Source organism: Neorhizobium sp. DAR64860/K0K1, from assembly GCF_050500205.1.
Lineage (GTDB): Bacteria > Pseudomonadota > Alphaproteobacteria > Rhizobiales > Rhizobiaceae > Neorhizobium > Neorhizobium soli.
In genome coordinates, this window is sequence record NZ_CP191460.1 from 133,676 (window position 1) to 151,174 (window position 17,499).

General features: G+C 57.8%; 15 protein-coding genes and 2 pseudogenes. 7 read left to right on the forward strand and 10 right to left on the reverse strand.

What is annotated here, in order from left to right:
- Window positions 1-168: 168 nt before the first annotated feature.
- Window positions 169-642, forward strand: coding sequence for a hypothetical protein (locus ACQY1J_RS22140; RefSeq protein WP_430252441.1), 474 nt, complete (start codon window positions 169-171; stop codon window positions 640-642).
- Window positions 643-2,866: 2,224 nt separating this feature from the next.
- Here the strand turns inward: ACQY1J_RS22140 and ACQY1J_RS22145 are convergent.
- The gene (locus ACQY1J_RS22145) at window positions 2,867-3,724 is read right to left on the reverse strand and encodes a manganese catalase family protein (protein WP_430252443.1); all 858 of its coding nucleotides are present in this window, start codon (window positions 3,722-3,724) and stop codon (window positions 2,867-2,869) included.
- Between the two features lie 343 nt (window positions 3,725-4,067).
- Here ACQY1J_RS22145 and ACQY1J_RS22150 point away from each other — a divergent pair, with 343 nt between their 5' ends.
- On the forward strand, window positions 4,068-4,523 hold the full coding sequence (locus tag ACQY1J_RS22150; protein WP_430252496.1) for a bifunctional diaminohydroxyphosphoribosylaminopyrimidine deaminase/5-amino-6-(5-phosphoribosylamino)uracil reductase RibD: 456 nt from the start codon (window positions 4,068-4,070) through the stop codon (window positions 4,521-4,523).
- A gap of 301 nt (window positions 4,524-4,824) precedes the next feature.
- Here ACQY1J_RS22150 and ACQY1J_RS22155 read toward each other — a convergent pair whose 3' ends face one another.
- From ACQY1J_RS22155 to ACQY1J_RS22185, 7 genes and pseudogenes are all read right to left on the reverse strand, one after another.
- Window positions 4,825-6,180: an NAD(P)/FAD-dependent oxidoreductase gene (locus ACQY1J_RS22155; protein WP_430252445.1), complete on the reverse strand. Its 1,356-nt coding sequence runs from the start codon at window positions 6,178-6,180 to the stop codon at window positions 4,825-4,827.
- Window positions 6,181-6,352: 172 nt separating this feature from the next.
- Window positions 6,353-6,505: a DUF2243 domain-containing protein gene (locus ACQY1J_RS22160; RefSeq protein ID WP_430252447.1), complete on the reverse strand. Its 153-nt coding sequence runs from the start codon at window positions 6,503-6,505 to the stop codon at window positions 6,353-6,355.
- 47 nt (window positions 6,506-6,552) lie between these two features.
- Window positions 6,553-6,657, reverse strand: a pseudogene (locus ACQY1J_RS22165) (hypothetical protein); the annotation flags it as partial.
- Window positions 6,608-6,853 carry a DUF2243 domain-containing protein gene (locus ACQY1J_RS22170; protein WP_430252449.1) on the reverse strand — a complete coding sequence of 82 codons (246 nt, stop codon included), beginning with the start codon at window positions 6,851-6,853 and terminating at the stop codon, window positions 6,608-6,610. The pseudogene ACQY1J_RS22165 and the gene ACQY1J_RS22170, both read right to left, overlap by 50 nt.
- A complete protein-coding gene (locus ACQY1J_RS22175) occupies window positions 6,771-7,031 on the reverse strand; it encodes a DUF982 domain-containing protein (protein WP_430252451.1) in 261 nt (86 codons plus the stop codon). Before ACQY1J_RS22175 ends, ACQY1J_RS22170 begins: the two co-directional genes overlap by 83 nt.
- A 496-nt stretch (window positions 7,032-7,527) precedes the next feature.
- Entirely contained in the window at window positions 7,528-10,191 is a 2,664-nt protein-coding gene (gene ligD, locus ACQY1J_RS22180) for a DNA ligase D (protein ID WP_430252453.1), read from the reverse strand.
- Window positions 10,192-10,245: 54 nt separating this feature from the next.
- On the reverse strand, window positions 10,246-10,554 hold the full coding sequence (locus ACQY1J_RS22185) for a hypothetical protein (RefSeq protein WP_430252455.1): 309 nt from the start codon (window positions 10,552-10,554) through the stop codon (window positions 10,246-10,248).
- A 247-nt stretch (window positions 10,555-10,801) separates the two neighbouring features.
- Between ACQY1J_RS22185 and ACQY1J_RS22190 the strand changes: the two genes are divergently transcribed.
- From ACQY1J_RS22190 to ACQY1J_RS22205, 4 genes are all read left to right on the forward strand, one after another.
- Window positions 10,802-11,689, forward strand: coding sequence for a Ku protein (locus tag ACQY1J_RS22190; RefSeq protein WP_430252457.1), 888 nt, complete (start codon window positions 10,802-10,804; stop codon window positions 11,687-11,689).
- A gap of 3 nt (window positions 11,690-11,692) precedes the next feature.
- On the forward strand, window positions 11,693-12,514 hold the full coding sequence (locus ACQY1J_RS22195; protein WP_430252459.1) for a Ku protein: 822 nt from the start codon (window positions 11,693-11,695) through the stop codon (window positions 12,512-12,514).
- A 336-nt stretch (window positions 12,515-12,850) separates the two neighbouring features.
- Window positions 12,851-13,204, forward strand: a complete 354-nt coding sequence (locus ACQY1J_RS22200; protein WP_430252461.1) for a DUF4142 domain-containing protein — start codon at window positions 12,851-12,853, stop codon at window positions 13,202-13,204.
- A 120-nt stretch (window positions 13,205-13,324) separates the two neighbouring features.
- The gene (locus ACQY1J_RS22205; protein ID WP_430252498.1) at window positions 13,325-13,708 is read left to right on the forward strand and encodes a gamma-glutamylcyclotransferase family protein; all 384 of its coding nucleotides are present in this window, start codon (window positions 13,325-13,327) and stop codon (window positions 13,706-13,708) included.
- Window positions 13,709-13,714: 6 nt separating this feature from the next.
- Here ACQY1J_RS22205 and ACQY1J_RS22210 read toward each other — a convergent pair whose 3' ends face one another.
- Window positions 13,715-14,773 carry an NAD(P)/FAD-dependent oxidoreductase gene (locus ACQY1J_RS22210; protein ID WP_430252463.1) on the reverse strand — a complete coding sequence of 353 codons (1,059 nt, stop codon included), beginning with the start codon at window positions 14,771-14,773 and terminating at the stop codon, window positions 13,715-13,717.
- 529 nt (window positions 14,774-15,302) lie between these two features.
- Between ACQY1J_RS22210 and ACQY1J_RS22215 the strand changes: the two genes are divergently transcribed.
- Window positions 15,303-16,187: an MBL fold metallo-hydrolase gene (locus ACQY1J_RS22215; RefSeq protein WP_430252464.1), complete on the forward strand. Its 885-nt coding sequence runs from the start codon at window positions 15,303-15,305 to the stop codon at window positions 16,185-16,187.
- A 55-nt stretch (window positions 16,188-16,242) separates the two neighbouring features.
- Here the strand turns inward: ACQY1J_RS22215 and ACQY1J_RS22220 are convergent.
- Window positions 16,243-17,376 (reverse strand): annotated as a pseudogene (locus tag ACQY1J_RS22220) (DUF2252 family protein).
- Between the last annotated feature and the right edge of the window lie 123 nt (window positions 17,377-17,499).

The following is a 17,499-nucleotide window of genomic DNA, read 5'->3' on the forward strand; positions in this document are numbered from 1 at the left end:
CCATAATTGAGATCAGTGCGCCCACCCCCTCTTGGCCCTGCCTTGAGAAGGCAAAGAGCCTTGCGTGCGGAATCCACTAGCCCCACGCTGACTAGCAGAACTGCTAGTCGATCATATTCCGATCAGTCGCTATAACGACGGTGTATAAGGCAGATCACGATGCATAGAATGAAAATCGAAGACATCCCCGCGTTCGTTAAGGAAGTGGCTGCCACCGGCTGTAACATCACAGGGATTGCCGGCGCGGGTTACCTGATCGGCGACTCCGATCTTCCTTATGACCAGTTTGAGGAGGTCATGCCAAAGCTAAAGGCAATTACGGACGCCTACGGCAAACCTGATCACCTTCTCGGGGAAATAATTGAGTATCTCGTTTCCATCGGTAGGAGCTTTCCACCACCGGAGGGCACTATTCCGCAGGGAGCAGCCCTTAAGCGGTCCGCAAACGGCCAGCTAAACAACGCGTCTATTCGATCTAAGCCGGCGCTGCCCGATCTCGCTCTCGTCATCCTCGGGATCGGGATCCTCACCGTATGCGGACGCTCGGTTCCACGCCACGCTCTGCAACGCCACGACGACGGTTCGTGTATCCCACCCAGCCTGCACCGCACGGTCGATCAAATCCTGCACCGGCAGATCTAGAGCTTTCTCGCAACTGATACCGTAATCGAGGTGTGTTTTCGGATGCTTCGGCGGCAAAACGTTCATGGTGTTCCTCCATTTTCGACCATGAACAATGCAACGTGTGAGTCGTTCCCGGCATCAACTGGCGCCTTTTACGGTTGGCCGATCTGCTCATGCTGAACGCAAGTTCATGTCGACTGACCTTGAAGTACCCGTCTTATGACGTGTACTGGTTGTTCAGAGCGGCAACACGGCCACACCGCCGGGTAGCAAGTACCTGGGCGGCCTAAAACCTGTTGATGTTCGTTGACGTATTTGCGGCCGGCGTTCTAACTGCACGCCGGAGGACCCATGCCAGAACTAATTCCGGACGAGATCGAGACGCTACGCATACTTGCAGGGCAACTGCCGCGGCTGCTTAGATCGAAGCATGTTATTTGCATTTACGAGCTCGCGTCGCTTGGTCTTTGCACTTCCGAAGAGCCCTACCGCTTGACGATTGACGGTCTGCACTGTCTGGAGGCCACAACTGGAACTATCGATCTTCAGTCTCGCCGGGTTGCGTAGGTTCAACGGCTTGCATTTTTTCTTGATTTCTTAATCCGCAGCTGGTCACATGAGCCTGCCCCTAGGGTACGGGTGCGACAGTAACTTGCTGTCTGTCTGACGGGACCTTTGCTCGAAACAAGACCCGTTGTTGGAGCTACCTTGAGCTCCGGCCGCCCGGTTACCCGGCGCCTGTTGCAATCTGGGACGGTTCAGCTAGCGAATCAGTTTCTGCGCAAGTAGTCTCGGTTCGTCATGGCAGGACTCGAGGGCTATCGTGGCAGAGGCTCGGCGTTGGGTCTCCAAAATCCTACAGTTAGCGCCGAGCCTCACATCTCATCATTAAATTCCAGCAGTTGATTGAACGAAATGCCATATCCCGCTTTCTTGAAGCGGCCAGTGCTGGCCAGCCGCGTCGCACGCGAAGCATTGCCTCAACTTACAACCCCCGTTTGTGGCGCGTCGGGAACGGGCCTGCCAGTGACCATCTGGTCGCCGCTCCACCCATCAATAACATCGACATAAGGTGCGGTCGTGATGGTCGGATCAAAGATAACGGCCGCGAGCCGCTGCTCTCGTCGTGCCGAGAGGTATCACTTCGGGATCCACCATCGAAAACAGCTGAAAGGTTTGCTCAAGCCTCTTCTCTGACCGGGACTTTGCCTGCGGGATATTGCGTTGAGCTGACTGCTCTCCATCTCGGTGTTGTGTACGACCCGACCGGTCTGTCGATTCATCTCTTCGGCAAAAACATCCGCTTGAAGACCTATCCTTACGGCGCTGTTTCGGCCTCCCGACATAGCGCGTCCGTGAGACATCTAAGAAATAGTTGATGGAGCGGACTATGAATGTGTTAAGCCGACCTCAACGCCGAACGTGGTATTTCTCGCCATGTCGTCAGAATTAGCGGCGGTTTCGGCGGTCTGGCTTGTACAATGGAACTCGGCAACGCGCCGGGAAAAGGCTGCCCGCTGAATCAGGCAGGCCATTGTCATTGACGATGACATCGCGTGCCTCTGCCGAGTGAGCGTAACGCAATTTCATGGGATACAGCTTGGCGAACGGAAAGCGCAAGTGCATATCGCGTCGAAATCATATTCACGGCTCATGCAACCATCTAAGGCAGCCGTAGACAACGCTGGACAGCAAACCGCCCAGTGCGTCCGGAGCTTCGAATGGCGTGGGCATTAGCAGTCGACAGAAACTGCAAGGCTCTTACCCCCGCGTGAGAAACGCTACGACCATCCAAGCTCGATCCAGAGGAGGGTCCAACGGTCCTCAGGCTGAGCTCTGGACTTCCAGACACCTTGCCCCTCGTGTTGCATGATCTTCGTCCGTCTGACGATCTCACTCGGTGCAACGTCCCCCGGCAGATCGGCCTCAGCCAATATGGTAGTTAGTTCTTCCAATGTCGAAACCCCTTCCAAATCGGGGCGGCCTGGGCACTGAATTTTCCAAGCATAACGTTCCAACTTTGGGCCTCCTACTCAACGTTGTCGGGTTTTACAAACTTAAAAGGTTACGCTGTCCTCCCGGCGGGGAGCGTCATAAGGAGTTGGTCGACGCCCCGACTGAAAGCAGTCTGGCTTTAAAACCGTGCGAGCTGGAGCTCCACGACGTATCATGGGCTAACCGAGCCCAGGCCGCAGACTAGGGGCAAGGCAGTAGCGACCGTCCCGCCCCTCTCCTGCTTGAACTATCCGATCTGTTCTTTCTGCGCACCGCTGTCTGGACGCGCTGGTCCAAGAACGGGCTCTTCGCCCATCGGGACGTTCTGGAAGACGGAGAACTGTCCCTTGCCGTCCATCGACGGACCTTCATTCCAACGTGCCGGCGGAGGAACGGACCCATCCGTTGCGGTCGCGAAGAAATCGTAGTTGTGCGTCTGATCTTCTTTTTCCTGCGGGAAGCTGTTGGGAATAGGAAGCGCACCTTCGTTGCCACCAAGCTCCTCAATGACTGCGAGCCACTGCTGCTGATGCATCGTGTCGCGTGCAATCATGAAATGCAGCATTTCCTTCATGCCATCGTCATGGGCAGCGTTGTAGAGCCGCGTTGCAAGCACCCGGCCCGTGCTTTCGGCAGCCACGTTGCAATACATGTCAGCCGCAAGGTTGCCGCTGGCGTAAATGTGGGACATGTCGAAAGGAACCCCCTCGGAGTTGCCTGGGAAAGCCGCCATGCCGGTCGACAGGATATGACGATGGAGCATTCCCTCAACCACGTGGCGGGGGTTTTCGCCGCCCATCACGGCACCAACGATACCATCGGCCGCACCAGCTTCCGCAAGGCTTGCCGGCGCCTTGTCGAGGTTGAGCGCAACGGCTGTCGCAAGCATCTCGATATGGCCGATTTCTTCGGTCGCCGTATGAAGCAGCATGTCACGGTACTTTGTCGTCGGACCGCGAGCGCCCCAGGCCTGGAAGAAGTACTGCATGCAAACCCGGATTTCCCCTTCGACGCCGCCGATGGCCTGCTGCAGCATGCGGGCAAAGATTGGGTCCGGGGAGTTGACCTTAACTGGATATTGTAGACGCTTGTCAAAGCTGAACATGATTCCTCCTTGAAAGGTTGAGATTGAAATCCGATTGGATAACGGATTTGGAACCACAACCAGGCGGAGATGTTCCTGGGTGATTGGTGTGAGTTGAGCTCTGTACGGTTTTGGACGGACCGGAAAGCCCTTACATTGATTGCTGTGCAGGAGTGGTCGCTCAAAGGCGCTGCGGAGAGTATATTTCACTGAGGATACTGCGCGTGCCGCTCCCCTCATGTAGCGCTGCGACGTTTACCGCCTAATGATCCGCCTTTTGGGTAAGATGCGGAACGAGCCTAGACTAGAGGAACGGACTAAGATGAGTGTCGTTGCTGGTAGCGAGAGAACCGACGAAACCTTCATGAAACGTGCCTTACTGGCTTCGCAAAAGGCTCTCCCCGCCTGTCTCCCTAACCCACCCGTTGGCTGCGTCCTGGTGCGTAGAGGCGCGGTCTTGAGTGAAGGCTACACACACGCGCCTGGCCAGTTTCACGCCGAAGCTCACGCTGTCAGCCAGACCGATTGTCGCTTAGACGGTGTAACTGCTTATGTTACGTTGGAGCCCTGCTCCTTCCAAGGTAGAACCCCGTCTTGCGCTCTAATGCTTGTTGAACGAGGCGTAAGTCGCGTTGTCGTGAGCCTGCTCGACCCAGACCCCCGAAACAATGGCAAAGGGATTTCCATTCTACGCGATGCCGGCATTGCCGTCACAATTGGTATTCTCGAAAGTGAAGTCCGTAAATTTATTGGTCAGCATCTCCACCTGCCTGCGAACAGATTTTCATCATGCAGCTGTCCCGATCACCCACGGGACTGATGATCCTCTGAACCATTGTATGGGTCATCTCGTCGCAACTGATCGATCAGCAGTCTTTTCAGTTGTGCCCTTGTAAGGACGTTTGGGCCGGCTCGCCCCGAAAACATCCATACGACCGTTTATTGACGAACCCAGCGTCGCTCAGCGTTTTCCTTGTCAGCGTAGCGGACGTGCCGTCACGCAGCTGAGAGGCGTCGGCGAATGCAATCGTGAACTTTCCCGCTGATCAACAACGTTAGGCAACAGAGTCAGATGAGACCTTCCGACATGGCGGCCAGAATGCCACGGTCGAGCGTTCGATTCACGATCGGGGTCGGTCGGCCGACGTTTTTCCGGCGCCACCAGCAGCGGTGATATGACGGGCGACGTCGGTCTCCTCGGCCGTTTCGTCGATGATCCGTGCCCCACGCTGTCGGGTGAGATACCGCCCGATCCATTGAACGGCGACCAGAAGGCGCTTCTCGAAATTAATAAGGAGATAGACGTGAACGAGTGCCCAAAGCAGCCACGCCGCTCTGCCCTTCATCGTCCACTTTCCGAAGTCGAAAACAGCGGCATTTCGTCCGATCACGGCCGTATTGCCGCGATTTTTGAACTTAAAACCCGACACAGCCTTTCCGCTTCGGAGATTTCTCCCAAGGTAAATGCCCTGTTGCTTGGCGACCTGTGCCAGACCGGGCAAGAACTTCCCATCCGCCCCAGCGATCGCAGATGTGTCCCCAATAGCGTAGATGTCATCAAGTCCTTGAACTCGAAGATATTCGTCAACAGGAATCCGACCTCCCGCGACACCGGCTATTCGAAGCCATGAATGGGCGGGGGACGCCTTGACGCCTGCCCCCCATATAATCGATCCGGCCGGAACGAATTCGCCTTCGATCTCAGCCCCTTCCTCCCGTATGTCCAAGACACGTGTGGCTGTGCGGACCTCGACCCCGATCTTTTCCAGATAGGACCTTGCGTACTCAGATAGATGTTCAGGGAACGCCGCGAGGATGCGTGGTCCTGCCTCCACCAAGATCACTCTCAGATTGTCGGGCTGTAGGTTTCGAAAGTCGCGGCTGATCATGAAGCGCCCGAGCTCGGAGATCGCGCCCGCCATTTCGACGCCGGTCGGTCCCCCGCCGATAACGATACTGGTGAGAAATGCTTGCTTCTCCGTCTCGCTCTTTGCCCGGTCAGCGCGTTCGAAGGCCAAAAGCAGCCGATGGCGGATCTGCCGCGCCTCGTGGATGCTCTTCAGGCCTGGCGCGAACGTCCGCCATCCTTCGTGTCCAAAATAGTTGTATTCGGAACCGGTCGCGATGACGAGCTTATCATAGGACAGCGAACCGCCGTCAGACAGAACAACGCTATGTCGGGGCGGATCAACACCGACCACCTCAGCCATGATCATGTTGGTATTCTTGAAGCGGGCCAGCGTCTTGCGGATCGGCTCGGCAATGTCGGCCGGCGACAGTGCGGCAGTGGCTACCTGGTAAAGGAGCGGCTGGAAAAGGTTATGGTTGCGACGATCGATGACGGTGACATCGGTATCCGGAGCGTTTCCGAGTTCGATTGCGCACGCGAGGCCGCCGAAACCGCCGCCTATGATGACAACATGGCGGGAGGCGCGTTGTCCAACCAAGCGATTAGCTCGTTCTTTAGATGCGTTCATTGTGACCTCTTTCGATCGCGTCTGGGACATCGCTTGTTCAACCGACGCGTCGTGTCAGGACGCCGAAGCAGCGTAATGAGAGTACGGCCTCAAGCGTGAGCTGCGGACGGAACAAATGATACGACCACACCGGCCGGGTCGAAATGAAGAGTGCGGCGACCATCACTCCACCTCAAGCGAGGAAGCCAAAGTCCCAGAGGGACCACTCCCGATCGGGAGCCGTTTCGTTGACGTGCAGGCCAAGACGCTGGTGATCGACAGCGCCCTCGGCAAGGTTAAACGCTCCGAAGCCGATGAGCATCGTCGGAGATCGCCTGTCGACCATTGGAAATGGCTGAGAGGACCCGACCGCGACAGGATGAAGAGACCAACCAGCACTAAGGAGTATGTAACGGAATGGAAGACGCCGTCCCAGACCGTGTTCAGTTTAAGGTTCTTGATCGTGGTGATCGGGTACCAGGAGCTGAAGCATATTATGCCAGAGCGGAAGCTGGTGTAGAACGATGCCGTCAGAGAAACCTCCCGGTCCCAGGCCCAGCAGTAGCCCTGCGGATAGCGGAAGCTTCGTGTCGGCTGCTCCTTCAATGCCGTCATGCGAGCACCTTAGCCGCAACCGCCGCTTCAACGAATGCGTTGCGGGCAAGGTCGGGGCTGCCTTGGTTCGATATCGCAACGGCGCAGCGACGCTTAGCGACTGCGTATTCTGATGGACTGGACGCCGGCCAGCGATGGAGAAGCGCCTGCAGTGCAGCATCCGGGCCATCGATGCGTTCTCGAAAGCCATTCCCGATCCGGATGAAGACAGGCAGCCGCCAAGTGACCCGAAATTCGACTTCGATGACCTTTTCCACGGTAGACCTCCGATCGTATTCTCCGAAAAAACCTTTGTCTGGCGGTGATGTTCCATTGTTTCACGATCTGTGCGCACACAGACAGGCCCACGTGTGAATCTCAACACCTAGGCGAGCAGGTCCCACGCATCGCGCCCGGCGAGGTACGGCCTAAACGTCTGCCCATGCCGACAAGGCCTGCTTCGTGGCCGCCCTGATCCCGGAACTGTTTTAGCCTCGTGGAGACGCCGTTGGCTCGGCGCTCCATTATTCTTGATGGGATGTGAACCGAAGGCAGCCCGTCGCTCAAACCTTCCTCCTCCTCAGTGCCTTTCAACGGGCCCGGCACGAACCAAGCATTCTGCCGATCGCTCCAGCGAGCACTTGGAAACGTCTCGCGAAACCGTTGCACCGTGATGCGATCATGAGGCAGGTCCGTGGTCTCTCCGACGCGTCGTTCGGCTTCTACAGTGCTGGTCGTTTCTTTTTCCATTGCTCTATTGCTTGCTGGCTCCAATCACGCCGCCACCTTTCGGGATTTTGCCAGCCGCTTGATCGCTTGCTCCAGCGGTCTCCGCCCATCGCAGTAATCCTGCCACGCCGTGCTTTTCTTCATCAGGTCAGGCACCGTCCGGATCGTAAACCGTTTGGGGTCTAGGTCAGCTTTCACCTGGCTCCAGTTGAGCGGCATCGAGACTGTCGCTCCGGAACGTGCACGCGGCGAAAGAGGCGCTACCGCCGTCGCCATCCTGTCGTTTCGCAGGTAGTCGAGGAAGATGCGCCCCTCGCGCTGGTTCTTGGCCATCTTGATCAGATAAAGATCCGGATTGTTGCGCGCCATCTCCTGGCAAACATCACGGGCAAAGCCTTTTGCCTCATCCCAGCTCAGCTTCTTGCCTTTCGGCACAGCCAAGGGCGTGACAACATGAAGGCCTTTACCACCTGTCGTCTTGCAGAAGCTGACAAGCCCCACGTCCTCCAGCCGGTCACGGATTTCCCGCGCGGCTTCGACGACGGTCGAAAACTCAACGTCTGGACCAGGATCAAGGTCGAAGACCAAGCGCCCCGGCACTTCCGGCTGGTTGGGCTCACAATTCCAGGGGTGAAGCTCGACCCCACCGATCTGGGCGATGGCAGCCAGCCCTTCGACCCGGTCGATCTGCAGATACGGTTTTTTGTCGCCGAAGACGGTGACAAGCTCCAGCAGGTTGGAGGTGCCCGGCATGGCATGGCGCTGGAAGAACTGCTCGCCGCCAATCCCATCGGGTGTGCGGATGATCGAGCAGGGCCGGCCTTTGATATGGTCGATCAGCCAGGATCCCACTGCCTCGTGGTAGTGTGCCAGGTCGACTTTGGTGACCGGCTCCTTATCGCCAGCATCCGGCCAGAGCGGCTTGTCCGGACTGGAGATCATCACACCCATCACTTCCACCTTCGCCCCCTTGCGAAAGCGCTTGGGTGGCGGCTTGGCGGTTTCCGGATCGGGCACTTCGTTCTCGACCGGAGAAGCCGGCGTCTCGGCCTCGACCTCGTCGGCCGGCTTGTCTTCTCTCAACCCCTTGAAGGCCGCCTGCCGGACCTGGCCATCAGCGGTCCAGCCGGCAAACTCGATCTCTGCGACCAGTTCTGGCTTGAGCCAGACGATGTCGGATGATTTCTTAGGTGCACCGATGCCTGTGAACGGTGATTTTGACGTCTCCATTTCCTTCAGCTTCGGCAAGAGCGTCTCGACAACCTTTGCACCATAGCCTGTCCCGACGCGGCCCACGTAGACGAAGTGGTTGCCGCGGTTGACCCCGACCAGCAGCGAGCGAAACCTGCCATTGGTCGTGGCATAGGCGCCGATGACCGCTTCATGGCCGGCCCGGCATTTCGATTTAGCCCAGGTCTCCGTACGGCCTGAACGATAAGGCGCATCAGCCTGTTTCGAGACTATGCCTTCCAGCGACAAACGACAAGCGGACTTCAACACCGCATCGCCGCCGGTCTCGAAATGCTCGACGAAGCGAAGAAGCGGATCTTCGCCGGCGTCGGAAAGAAACGCCTGCAGTCTTTCCTTGCGCTCAGTCAGCGGCAATTCGCGAAGATCCTCGTCTCCGGCGAATAAGAGATCAAAGGCGAAAAAGACCAGGTCGTCCGTCTTGCCCTCCGACAACGAAGCCTGCAACGCAGCAAAATCGGGAGCGCCGTTCTCGTCGAGTGCACAGATCTCACCATCGACGATGCAGTCGGGAAGCTTAGACGCCGACGCGGCGATGGCGGGCCATTTGGCGGTCCAGTCCAGCCCTTTGCGGGTCTTTAGGGTGACCTCGCCGTTTTCGACTTGCATCTGGATGCGATAACCATCGAACTTGATCTCGTGGATCCAGCCGGCTCCAGATGGTGGACGTGCCAAGGTTTCGCAGAGCTGCGGCGCGATAAAGTCCGGCATCGACGATTTCGCGCGTTTCGTGGCCGCGGGCTTCTTCGCTGACTTGGTGGCTGTCTTCGACCCGGCTTTGCGCTCTTCGGCGGCAAGACCATGATTGCTGTCCCAGACCGCATCCGCTTCGACCGCGCCACCTTTCACCATGAACGGTTTTGGCTTCTTGCCTTTACCGGAGGCGATAGCCTCCATCGTCCGGCCAGACGCCACCGAAGTGTCGTTTTCCTCAAGCACGGCTGCACCATTTTCCTCGACGGAGAACTCGTCATGATGCTTGATCAGCAGCCAATTGGTGCGTTTGCCGCCATCGCGATCATGCCGCATGCGGACGAGCACGAAACTGCCATGCAGGCGATCACCTTCAAGCGTGAACTTGAAATCACCTTTGGCCAGCGCCTCTTCCGGCGTCTTCTTTCCCTCTGACTCCCAGTAGCCGCGATCCCACAGCATGACCGTCCCGCCGCCGTACTGCCCTTTCGGGATTGTGCCTTCGAAATCTCCGTAGTCGAGTGGATGATCTTCCACTTCAACTGCGAGACGCTTGTCGCCAGGATCGAGAGACGGCCCTCTTGTCACCGCCCAGGACTTGAACACTCCGTCGAGCTCCAGCCGAAGATCGTAGTGCAGGCGCGTCGCGTCATGCTTCTGGATCACGAACCGTCGACGGTTTGACGCACTGACCTTCGCCTCTCCGCTCGGCTCAGCGGTTTTTTTGAAATCGCGTTTGCCGCGGTATTTCGAGAGATTGTCGACCATGGTAGTCATCCTGATGAAAGAAAACGGGCCAACTTCAAGGCGGACCCGTGACTGCTATTTGCCCGAAACGCGGATTGCTCCGGCATCTCCGAAGCTCCGTTGGACGGCAGCGACCTGATCGGCGGCGATATCAGCCGAGACCTCAATCTCGCCTTCGATTGCTCCATCGTGGCGATCGCCGCCGTCCTGCGAGGCATCGCCACCGGACGGCCGGGAACCCGCGGTGTTTTCACCACTCGCCGACTGTATGAAAATGTTAGGCCTGGAAATTCGATGGTGCTGAACGAGGTGTTCGACTGCAAGGTCGGCTGGCGCACGGGTACCGAATGACGCTCGGATGGTGGTGGTGCTTTCCTCTGCCATTGGGACCTCTCCTTTTCTTCGTCACATGCACAAACGCCCGAGCCCCTCACTGGTTTCCTCAGCAGCTTTCCATCAGCGCGAATGTCGAAACGACGGACCTGCGGTACCGGAGAGCGGGACCGCGTCTTCGGCGGCTTGGGACCCTTCGTGCCGCTGGCAAGTCATTTTCCGCGGCTGAAGGGCGGAGAGCGCCGGAACTAACGAGGACGTTTCCAGTTCCCTACGCGACGGATTTGGAGGGAAGAATATGGCAGCACATCGCGCTCAGTGGAAAGGTCATTTGAAGATCGCTGAACTCAGCTGCGCCGTCGGACTGTACACCGCCGCATCTACCGCGGAGCGGATCAGCTTCCACATGATCAACGAGAGCACCGGAAACCGCCTGAAGCGCGAGTTCATCGACAGTGAGACCGAGGAAGTCGTGGAACGCGATCAGCAGGTCAAGGGGTTCGAGACGGGCAACGGTGACTACATCATGATTGATCCTGATGAAGTGGCAGCGGTCGTGCCTGACTCCGACAAAATGTTGGAAGCCGAAGCGTTCATCCCCTGCGGCAAGATCGACGACGTCTATTTCGACAAACCATATTACCTCGTTCCCGTCGACGATGCCGATCAGGACGCCTTCACCAGTATTCGAGATGCTCTGAGCAACACCCGTGCCACGGCGATTGCTCGGACAGTGCTTTTCCGCCGGATTAGAACTGTTCTGATCCGGGCCCACGGCAAGGGTATCATCGCGACGACCCTCAACTTCGATTACGAAGTCCGATCCTCGAAAGAAGCTTTCGAGGATGTGGCGAAGGTCAAGGTCGAAGCCGAGATGCTCGATCTGGCAAAGCACATCATCACCACGAAGAAGGGCGACTTCGATCCCGCGAAATTCGACGATCGTTACGAGGATGCGCTGGCCGCTCTGGTGAAGGCGAAGGCGGAGGGCAAGACCCTTCCAAAACCGAAGCCCATCAAAGTTTCCAAGCCCAACGACCTGCTCAAGGCGCTGCGTGAGAGTGCTGGCATGGAAAAGCCATCGGCAAAACAACCGAAGGCCGCCAACGCAAACTCAGGCAAGAAAGCGACGGCTTCCAACTCCACCAAGAGCCGGGCAAAACCTGCAGCTAAGAAAGCGAGCTAACCGATGGCACCGCGTCGTCCCTATTGGAGAGGCTACCTCAAGCTCTCGCTCGTCACCTGCCCTGTGGCAATGACCCCGGCCACATCCGAATCCGAAAAAGTACGCTTCCATACCCTCAATAAGGATACCGGAAACCGGGTCGTCTCCCAGTACGTGGATAGCGTGACCGGGAAGCCCGTCAATGATGAACACGAGGCAAAGGGCTACGAGCGCGGCGACAACGATTATGTGCTCCTGACCGACGAGGATCTGGAATCCGTTGAGCTGGAGACGGTCCGTACAATGGACATCGAAAAGTTCGTGCCACGCGGCAGCATTGAGTGGGTCTATCTTGAGACCCCGTACTACCTCACCGCAAACGACAAAATCGGCGACGAAGCTTTCGCGGTCATCCGGCAAGCGATGGAAGCCGAGGATGTCGTCGGCATATCACGCGTGGTCCTCGGCCGACGAGAACGGGCGGTCGTGCTTGAAGCGCGTGGTGAAGGTATCGTCGCGTGGACCCTACGCTTCGGCGACGAGGTGCGGCCGGAAGGCGAATATTTCACAGGCATCGAGAAGAAGTCGGACGCTAAAGGCGTTTCGGCACTTGAGGCAGTCATCAAAAAACGGCTGAAGGACTGGTCACCGGATATGGTGTCCGACCCGATCCAGGAAAGCTTGCTGAAACTGATAGCCGACAAGAAGAAGGCCAAGAAGCCGTCGAAGGCCAAGACTTCGAAATCCACGAAGGATGATGACGAGGAAAAGAGCAATGTCGTCAACATCATGGAAGCGCTGAAGAAGTCGGTCGCGCAGGAATTAAAATCTCGCAAAGCCGGATGACCATGCAAGCGAGGCCTACGATCCGAAGATGTCCTCTGGTCACCGGCCCGGGAAGTCACATCAGCGCCTCGCTCAACTAAGACCGCAAGGCATTCCAGAGCTGCCATGATGGCCCATAATCGAGCTTTCTTCCTTGAGGCGTTAGGCGGGAACTTTCTACTATCCTGGAGCTTCTAGACAGGATGAATTTCCGTCTCCTGGAGAACTTCCTATGGATTGCCGTATTATGCTTTCCACGCTGGCTGCTTCAGCCTTAATTCCAGCGGTCATGGCAGCCCCACAGCTTTTCGCCGCCGACAATGCCATGATGGGTGATGCCGAGAAGAACACGCTGAAATGACAAAGATGACGGGCGCGCTTTCCCTCGCAACCAGCCGCGTCGCCTTGATGAACGCCTCGGGCGACATGGTGAAAATGTTTGCCAAGTTCGAAGTCGCCGAGCAGGAACCGATCGCCGACATTCTCATGTCTATGACGATGGATAAGGCCCAGGGCGCGCTCAAGGTGCCGACTGACGCCGAAGTCGAGGCCATGCTCGACGCGACCGGCAAGGAGATGGTCACGAAGCTCAAGGCCATGAAAGGCGCCGACTTCGACAAGGCATACCTGATGGGTCAGCTCGACGGCCACAAGAAGCTTCTCACGATCCAGGAGGACTATCTTAAGGTGGGGCAGAACGTGAACACTTGAACACGGCAAAGCTCGCGCGCGGGATGATCAGCGAACATATCGCCCACCTCGAAATAATGAAGGCCTGATCGGGTCGTGGCCGGAGGCGAGATTGCCTGCGGCCTTCGCATTCTGGAAGAAATGCTTAATGCCGCAGTTTTTATTTACGGGACGCTCAAACGGACTTGCCCTTCACGAGATAGGCCTGACAGGAGCTCCTTTCCTCGCTCTATATCGCTGCGCCGTTCTTCGGACCCGATGATGCTGGATCGCCCTGGAGAGGGCCTTCCCGTAACAGGCGAGGGCTATGTAGCGCATGAGGAGCGGCTGAAGCTGATCGACAGTCTCGAAGACATCGGATCGCCGGGCAGTTTCAGGGCCTCGATACTTGTCCGGGCGTATGATGGCGGCGAGCCGCTACAGGCGATTGTTTACACCAAGGACGAGACCTGGCTGCGGCCGCTACATTCTGGGCTGATCTCGGATTACCAGGACCGCCGCCTCATACCCCCATGGGACCGATGATGTTTGTCAAACACGGAACAATACGGAATCTGCGGGGTTCTTTTCCGGCACACAGGCGGTGACGATGTCAGACCACGACCAGAAAATCCAGCTCGTCGAGGAAAGCGTCAACGTCGAGAAGGAGCGCGTTCTAACCGGACGCGTTCGCGTCTCGACTTCGAGACCTGGAATGCTCGTTCGCTGATGAGCATCGACGTCGATACAGCCCTCCTCCGACACACGGGCTCCGAGTTCTGCTGCCAGGCCCGAACGAATGTCGGAGCCAAGGGCTGGATAGAGGGAAGCGAACGCGTAAGCTCTGGCGGCTGTTGTAACGGTGATCTTATCGGCACCCGGTTCGACCGATATCACTGGTCCTGCTTCGACCCTGATGCCGAGAACTTCCAAGCTGCTTCGTTCGTCGTCAGCAAGGTCATGCACGCCATCAGGCGCCACCAGCGTGACATCACGGGTGAAGCTTCGCAGGAACTTTGCTTCTTTGGAGCCCTTCGTGCCTGATCCCAGGACGCCGACCGGCTTATCCGAGATCTCGAAACCGTCGCAGACCGGGCAGTATCGAAGAAGCCCGCGAGCGACAGCGTCATCGTGCTTATCGGGCGACATCGATGGCCGCCTGTTGACAACGCCAGTTGCCATGAGGACGGCCCGGGCAACCACCAGGCCGCTCTCGAACTGGATGATGAAAAGGTCGTTCTCCTTCTTGAGGGCCGTCACCGTGCCGCCCTGCACCAAGGCGCCGTACCGCTGAGCCTGTGTACGCATTCTTGCCAACAGCTCTTCGCCGCCGATCCCATCCGGAAATCCCGCATGGTTATGCGATATCGGGATCATTGACGCCCGGCTGGTATGGTCGTCAAATACCGTCACCGAGAGATGATAGCGAGCCAGATAAATTGCCGCCGTCAAGCCCGCCGGACCGCCTCCGATAACCGCACAGTCACATATCCTCTGTTCCGACTCGTTGGTCATGATCGTTCTTGTCTCCCATGGCCGTGTCCCCAGTCCGGAGGGTCCGAACCAGTCAATAACGCGGTACGCGAGCCTACTCGCCAGCGCGAAATTCAACCCACAGAAGGGACCAGCTCTCTCCGTTCGTCGGTTCCTTGTAGTGTCCCCAGCCCTCGGATTGCATCAATCGGGTACGCTCGACGATCGGCTTCGCAGGACTGGTGCCTTGAAGGCCTGAAGCATCCAGATATGCTTCCAGCTCATCCAGCGTACCGATCTTCTCGTGGGGCGGCCGTGCGGGGGCCATGACCTTCCAGGCGTAAAGCGACGTTTGTTGTGATCCCTTATATTGGTTGGGTTTTGACGATATTCGTGTGCCGGAGGCTGATCAGGCGAGCCAACATTATCAATCTTCGCCGGCTGGGGTTTTCCGTCGTGGCCTAGGTCAACACCGTTGAGCTTAAGCTATTCTGGTTGCAAATTTTGCTTGGTAATTGCCGGCGTCGACAACGGCGCGCGCTTCGGATCATCACGGGTCATTTGCATCCCTCCTGTGCTTGCTCGGTAACCGGGTCGTCTCACACAAGTTCTGCGAGATGGAACTTAAACCGTGTCAGTGGGTTCCCGTGCATCGCAGGAGACTCGTATGACTGTTCAGCTTTCGCTCGAGGCCAATGATATTGCACCAACAACCGAAACAGGTTCGGGCGTTCTCGGCTTCGCACCCGATCTCGCATACCTGCGGCTATCGATCGTCAATGTCGTCTTCTTCGGAGACCCAACGAAGGGCGACGGATGGGTTCTGATCGATGCGGGCCTGCCTACATCCAAAGGCAGCATCATTGACGCTGCAGAACATCGCTTCGGCCACAACACCAGGCCGTCAGCGATCATCATGACCCATGGGCATTTTGACCACGCGGGTTCGCTCGAAGCATTGGCGCGCCATTGGGTTGTACCGGTCTATGCCCATCCTCTGGAATTTCCCTACCTCAACGGACAAGCCTCCTATCCACCGGCAGATCCTCTGGTCGGCGGTGGTCTGATGGCCTTGCTATCGCCCCTCTTCCCTCGGTCGCCCGTTAATGTCGAGGAGCGGCTGAAGATACTTCCGGCAGACCACACAGTGCCAGCGATGCCTGGATGGGTATGGCTTCACACGCCTGGACATGCGCCTGGCCACATCTCTCTATGGCGCGAGAGTGACCGCACTCTGATTTCTGGTGATGCAATCGTAACGACAGGCCAGGAGTCGGTTTACGAAGCGATCATGCAGACCCCTGAAATGCACGGACCGCCGCGTTACTTCACTCCCGACTGGGACGAGGCCGAACAATCGGTCAAGCGCCTTGCCGCGCTGGAACCTCAGTTAGTAATCAGCGGCCACGGTCAGCCAGTTAGGGGGCCGGGTATGAGAAACCGGTTGCACGAGCTGGCAGCAAATTTTAGAGACGTTGCCGTCCCTCAGGGGCGGCCCTATGCCCATAACCCGGCTAAGCCTGGCAAGAGCGGTAACGACACCTATCGATAGAGGTCAAGACTGCGGCGACGTTCGTTCAAAACGCCGAGGAGGCGTGCTAGTCGGATCATCGTTCATCCTTCAGAGCGAACCTTCGACAATGTTCAAGGTAGGCCGCTTCGTGGAACGCAACGAGATCGACGACAGCGTTCCAGAGCCATGAGGGGGCCTCGAGTGAAGAGCCGCGACTGCGTTCGAGTTCCGCAAGCCAGCGCGACCTGTCCGCAGCATTGAGCTGGCGCGCGTGAGCGGTCCCGACAACGGGGGCAAGAAAACCGGCAACCGTCACCGCCTCGCTCTGGGGGAGGGTCTCGATTTCAAGCTTCAAGTCTTGCGGCAAAAGCTCGCGAACGAACACCTGCTTACCCAGCAACAGGCCTGTGACCATCCGCGAACCAAGATAGGGTGACAGGGCGCGGGCCCCCTCACGGACGCGCTCTGCATCATCGCAAGGCATAGCAAAGGGTTGATCGGTCGGCGCCGCCGCCTCTGCCGCCTCCTTGACATCCATGAGACATAGCGACGATCGCGGCCCTTGCCCATCTGGAGCAGCACAGCGATCCGGAGCCGACCGAGCGAACTACAGCCCTTTCTCCAGTAAGCGGCGTCTTTGACCTTGACGAGACCATGGCCATCGAGCTGTCTTAGCGACGCAGCTAGGTCGCGGATGCCGTCACGCGCGAAGAACTCGTCAATCGCCTCTCGCTCGTCGTGCGTCAGCGGCCAGAAGCGCGAGCCCAGCGGCAGATGAGCATCGCCCTCGATCCGCTCGTCTGCGAGATGCTTCCAAGACCGGCGAGAAGCTAAACGAAGGGCGTGCGATATTGTCGCCGGGGTCGCGCCGTCGTCCTCGTCGGGAGACGCGTCCGGGCGAGACGCAGAGGCATATCCCCGCGCCATTCTTTCGATCATCAACGCGGTGACAACCCCGGCAGATCGAAAGACCTGGCCGCCATAGCAAGGGACAGGCCAAGACGTACGAGATCATGCGCCGGGTTGCCGATGACCGTCTGGTCGAGATCCCGTATCTGGATGGCAAGGCTGCCGTTTCCGCTGCCGACCGGACCGAGATTTCCTACGTGGCAGTCACCACAGATCCAGATCGGTGGCCAGCCGGGAGCTCGACCCGGTCGGCGCGCTCCAGCCATTCGTAGAAGCGGCGGGTGCTGCCACGGACATACGCATGGGCCGAGGCAGCCATTTTGCGATTCTTTTGAGCGAGAAGAAGCCGAAGCCGGTCTTCAAAGGGAACAGTTGTCTTCATGGGGATCCAAGGTGCGGGCGGGACTCGATTAACGTCGATATCTTGCAAAAGATGCATCGG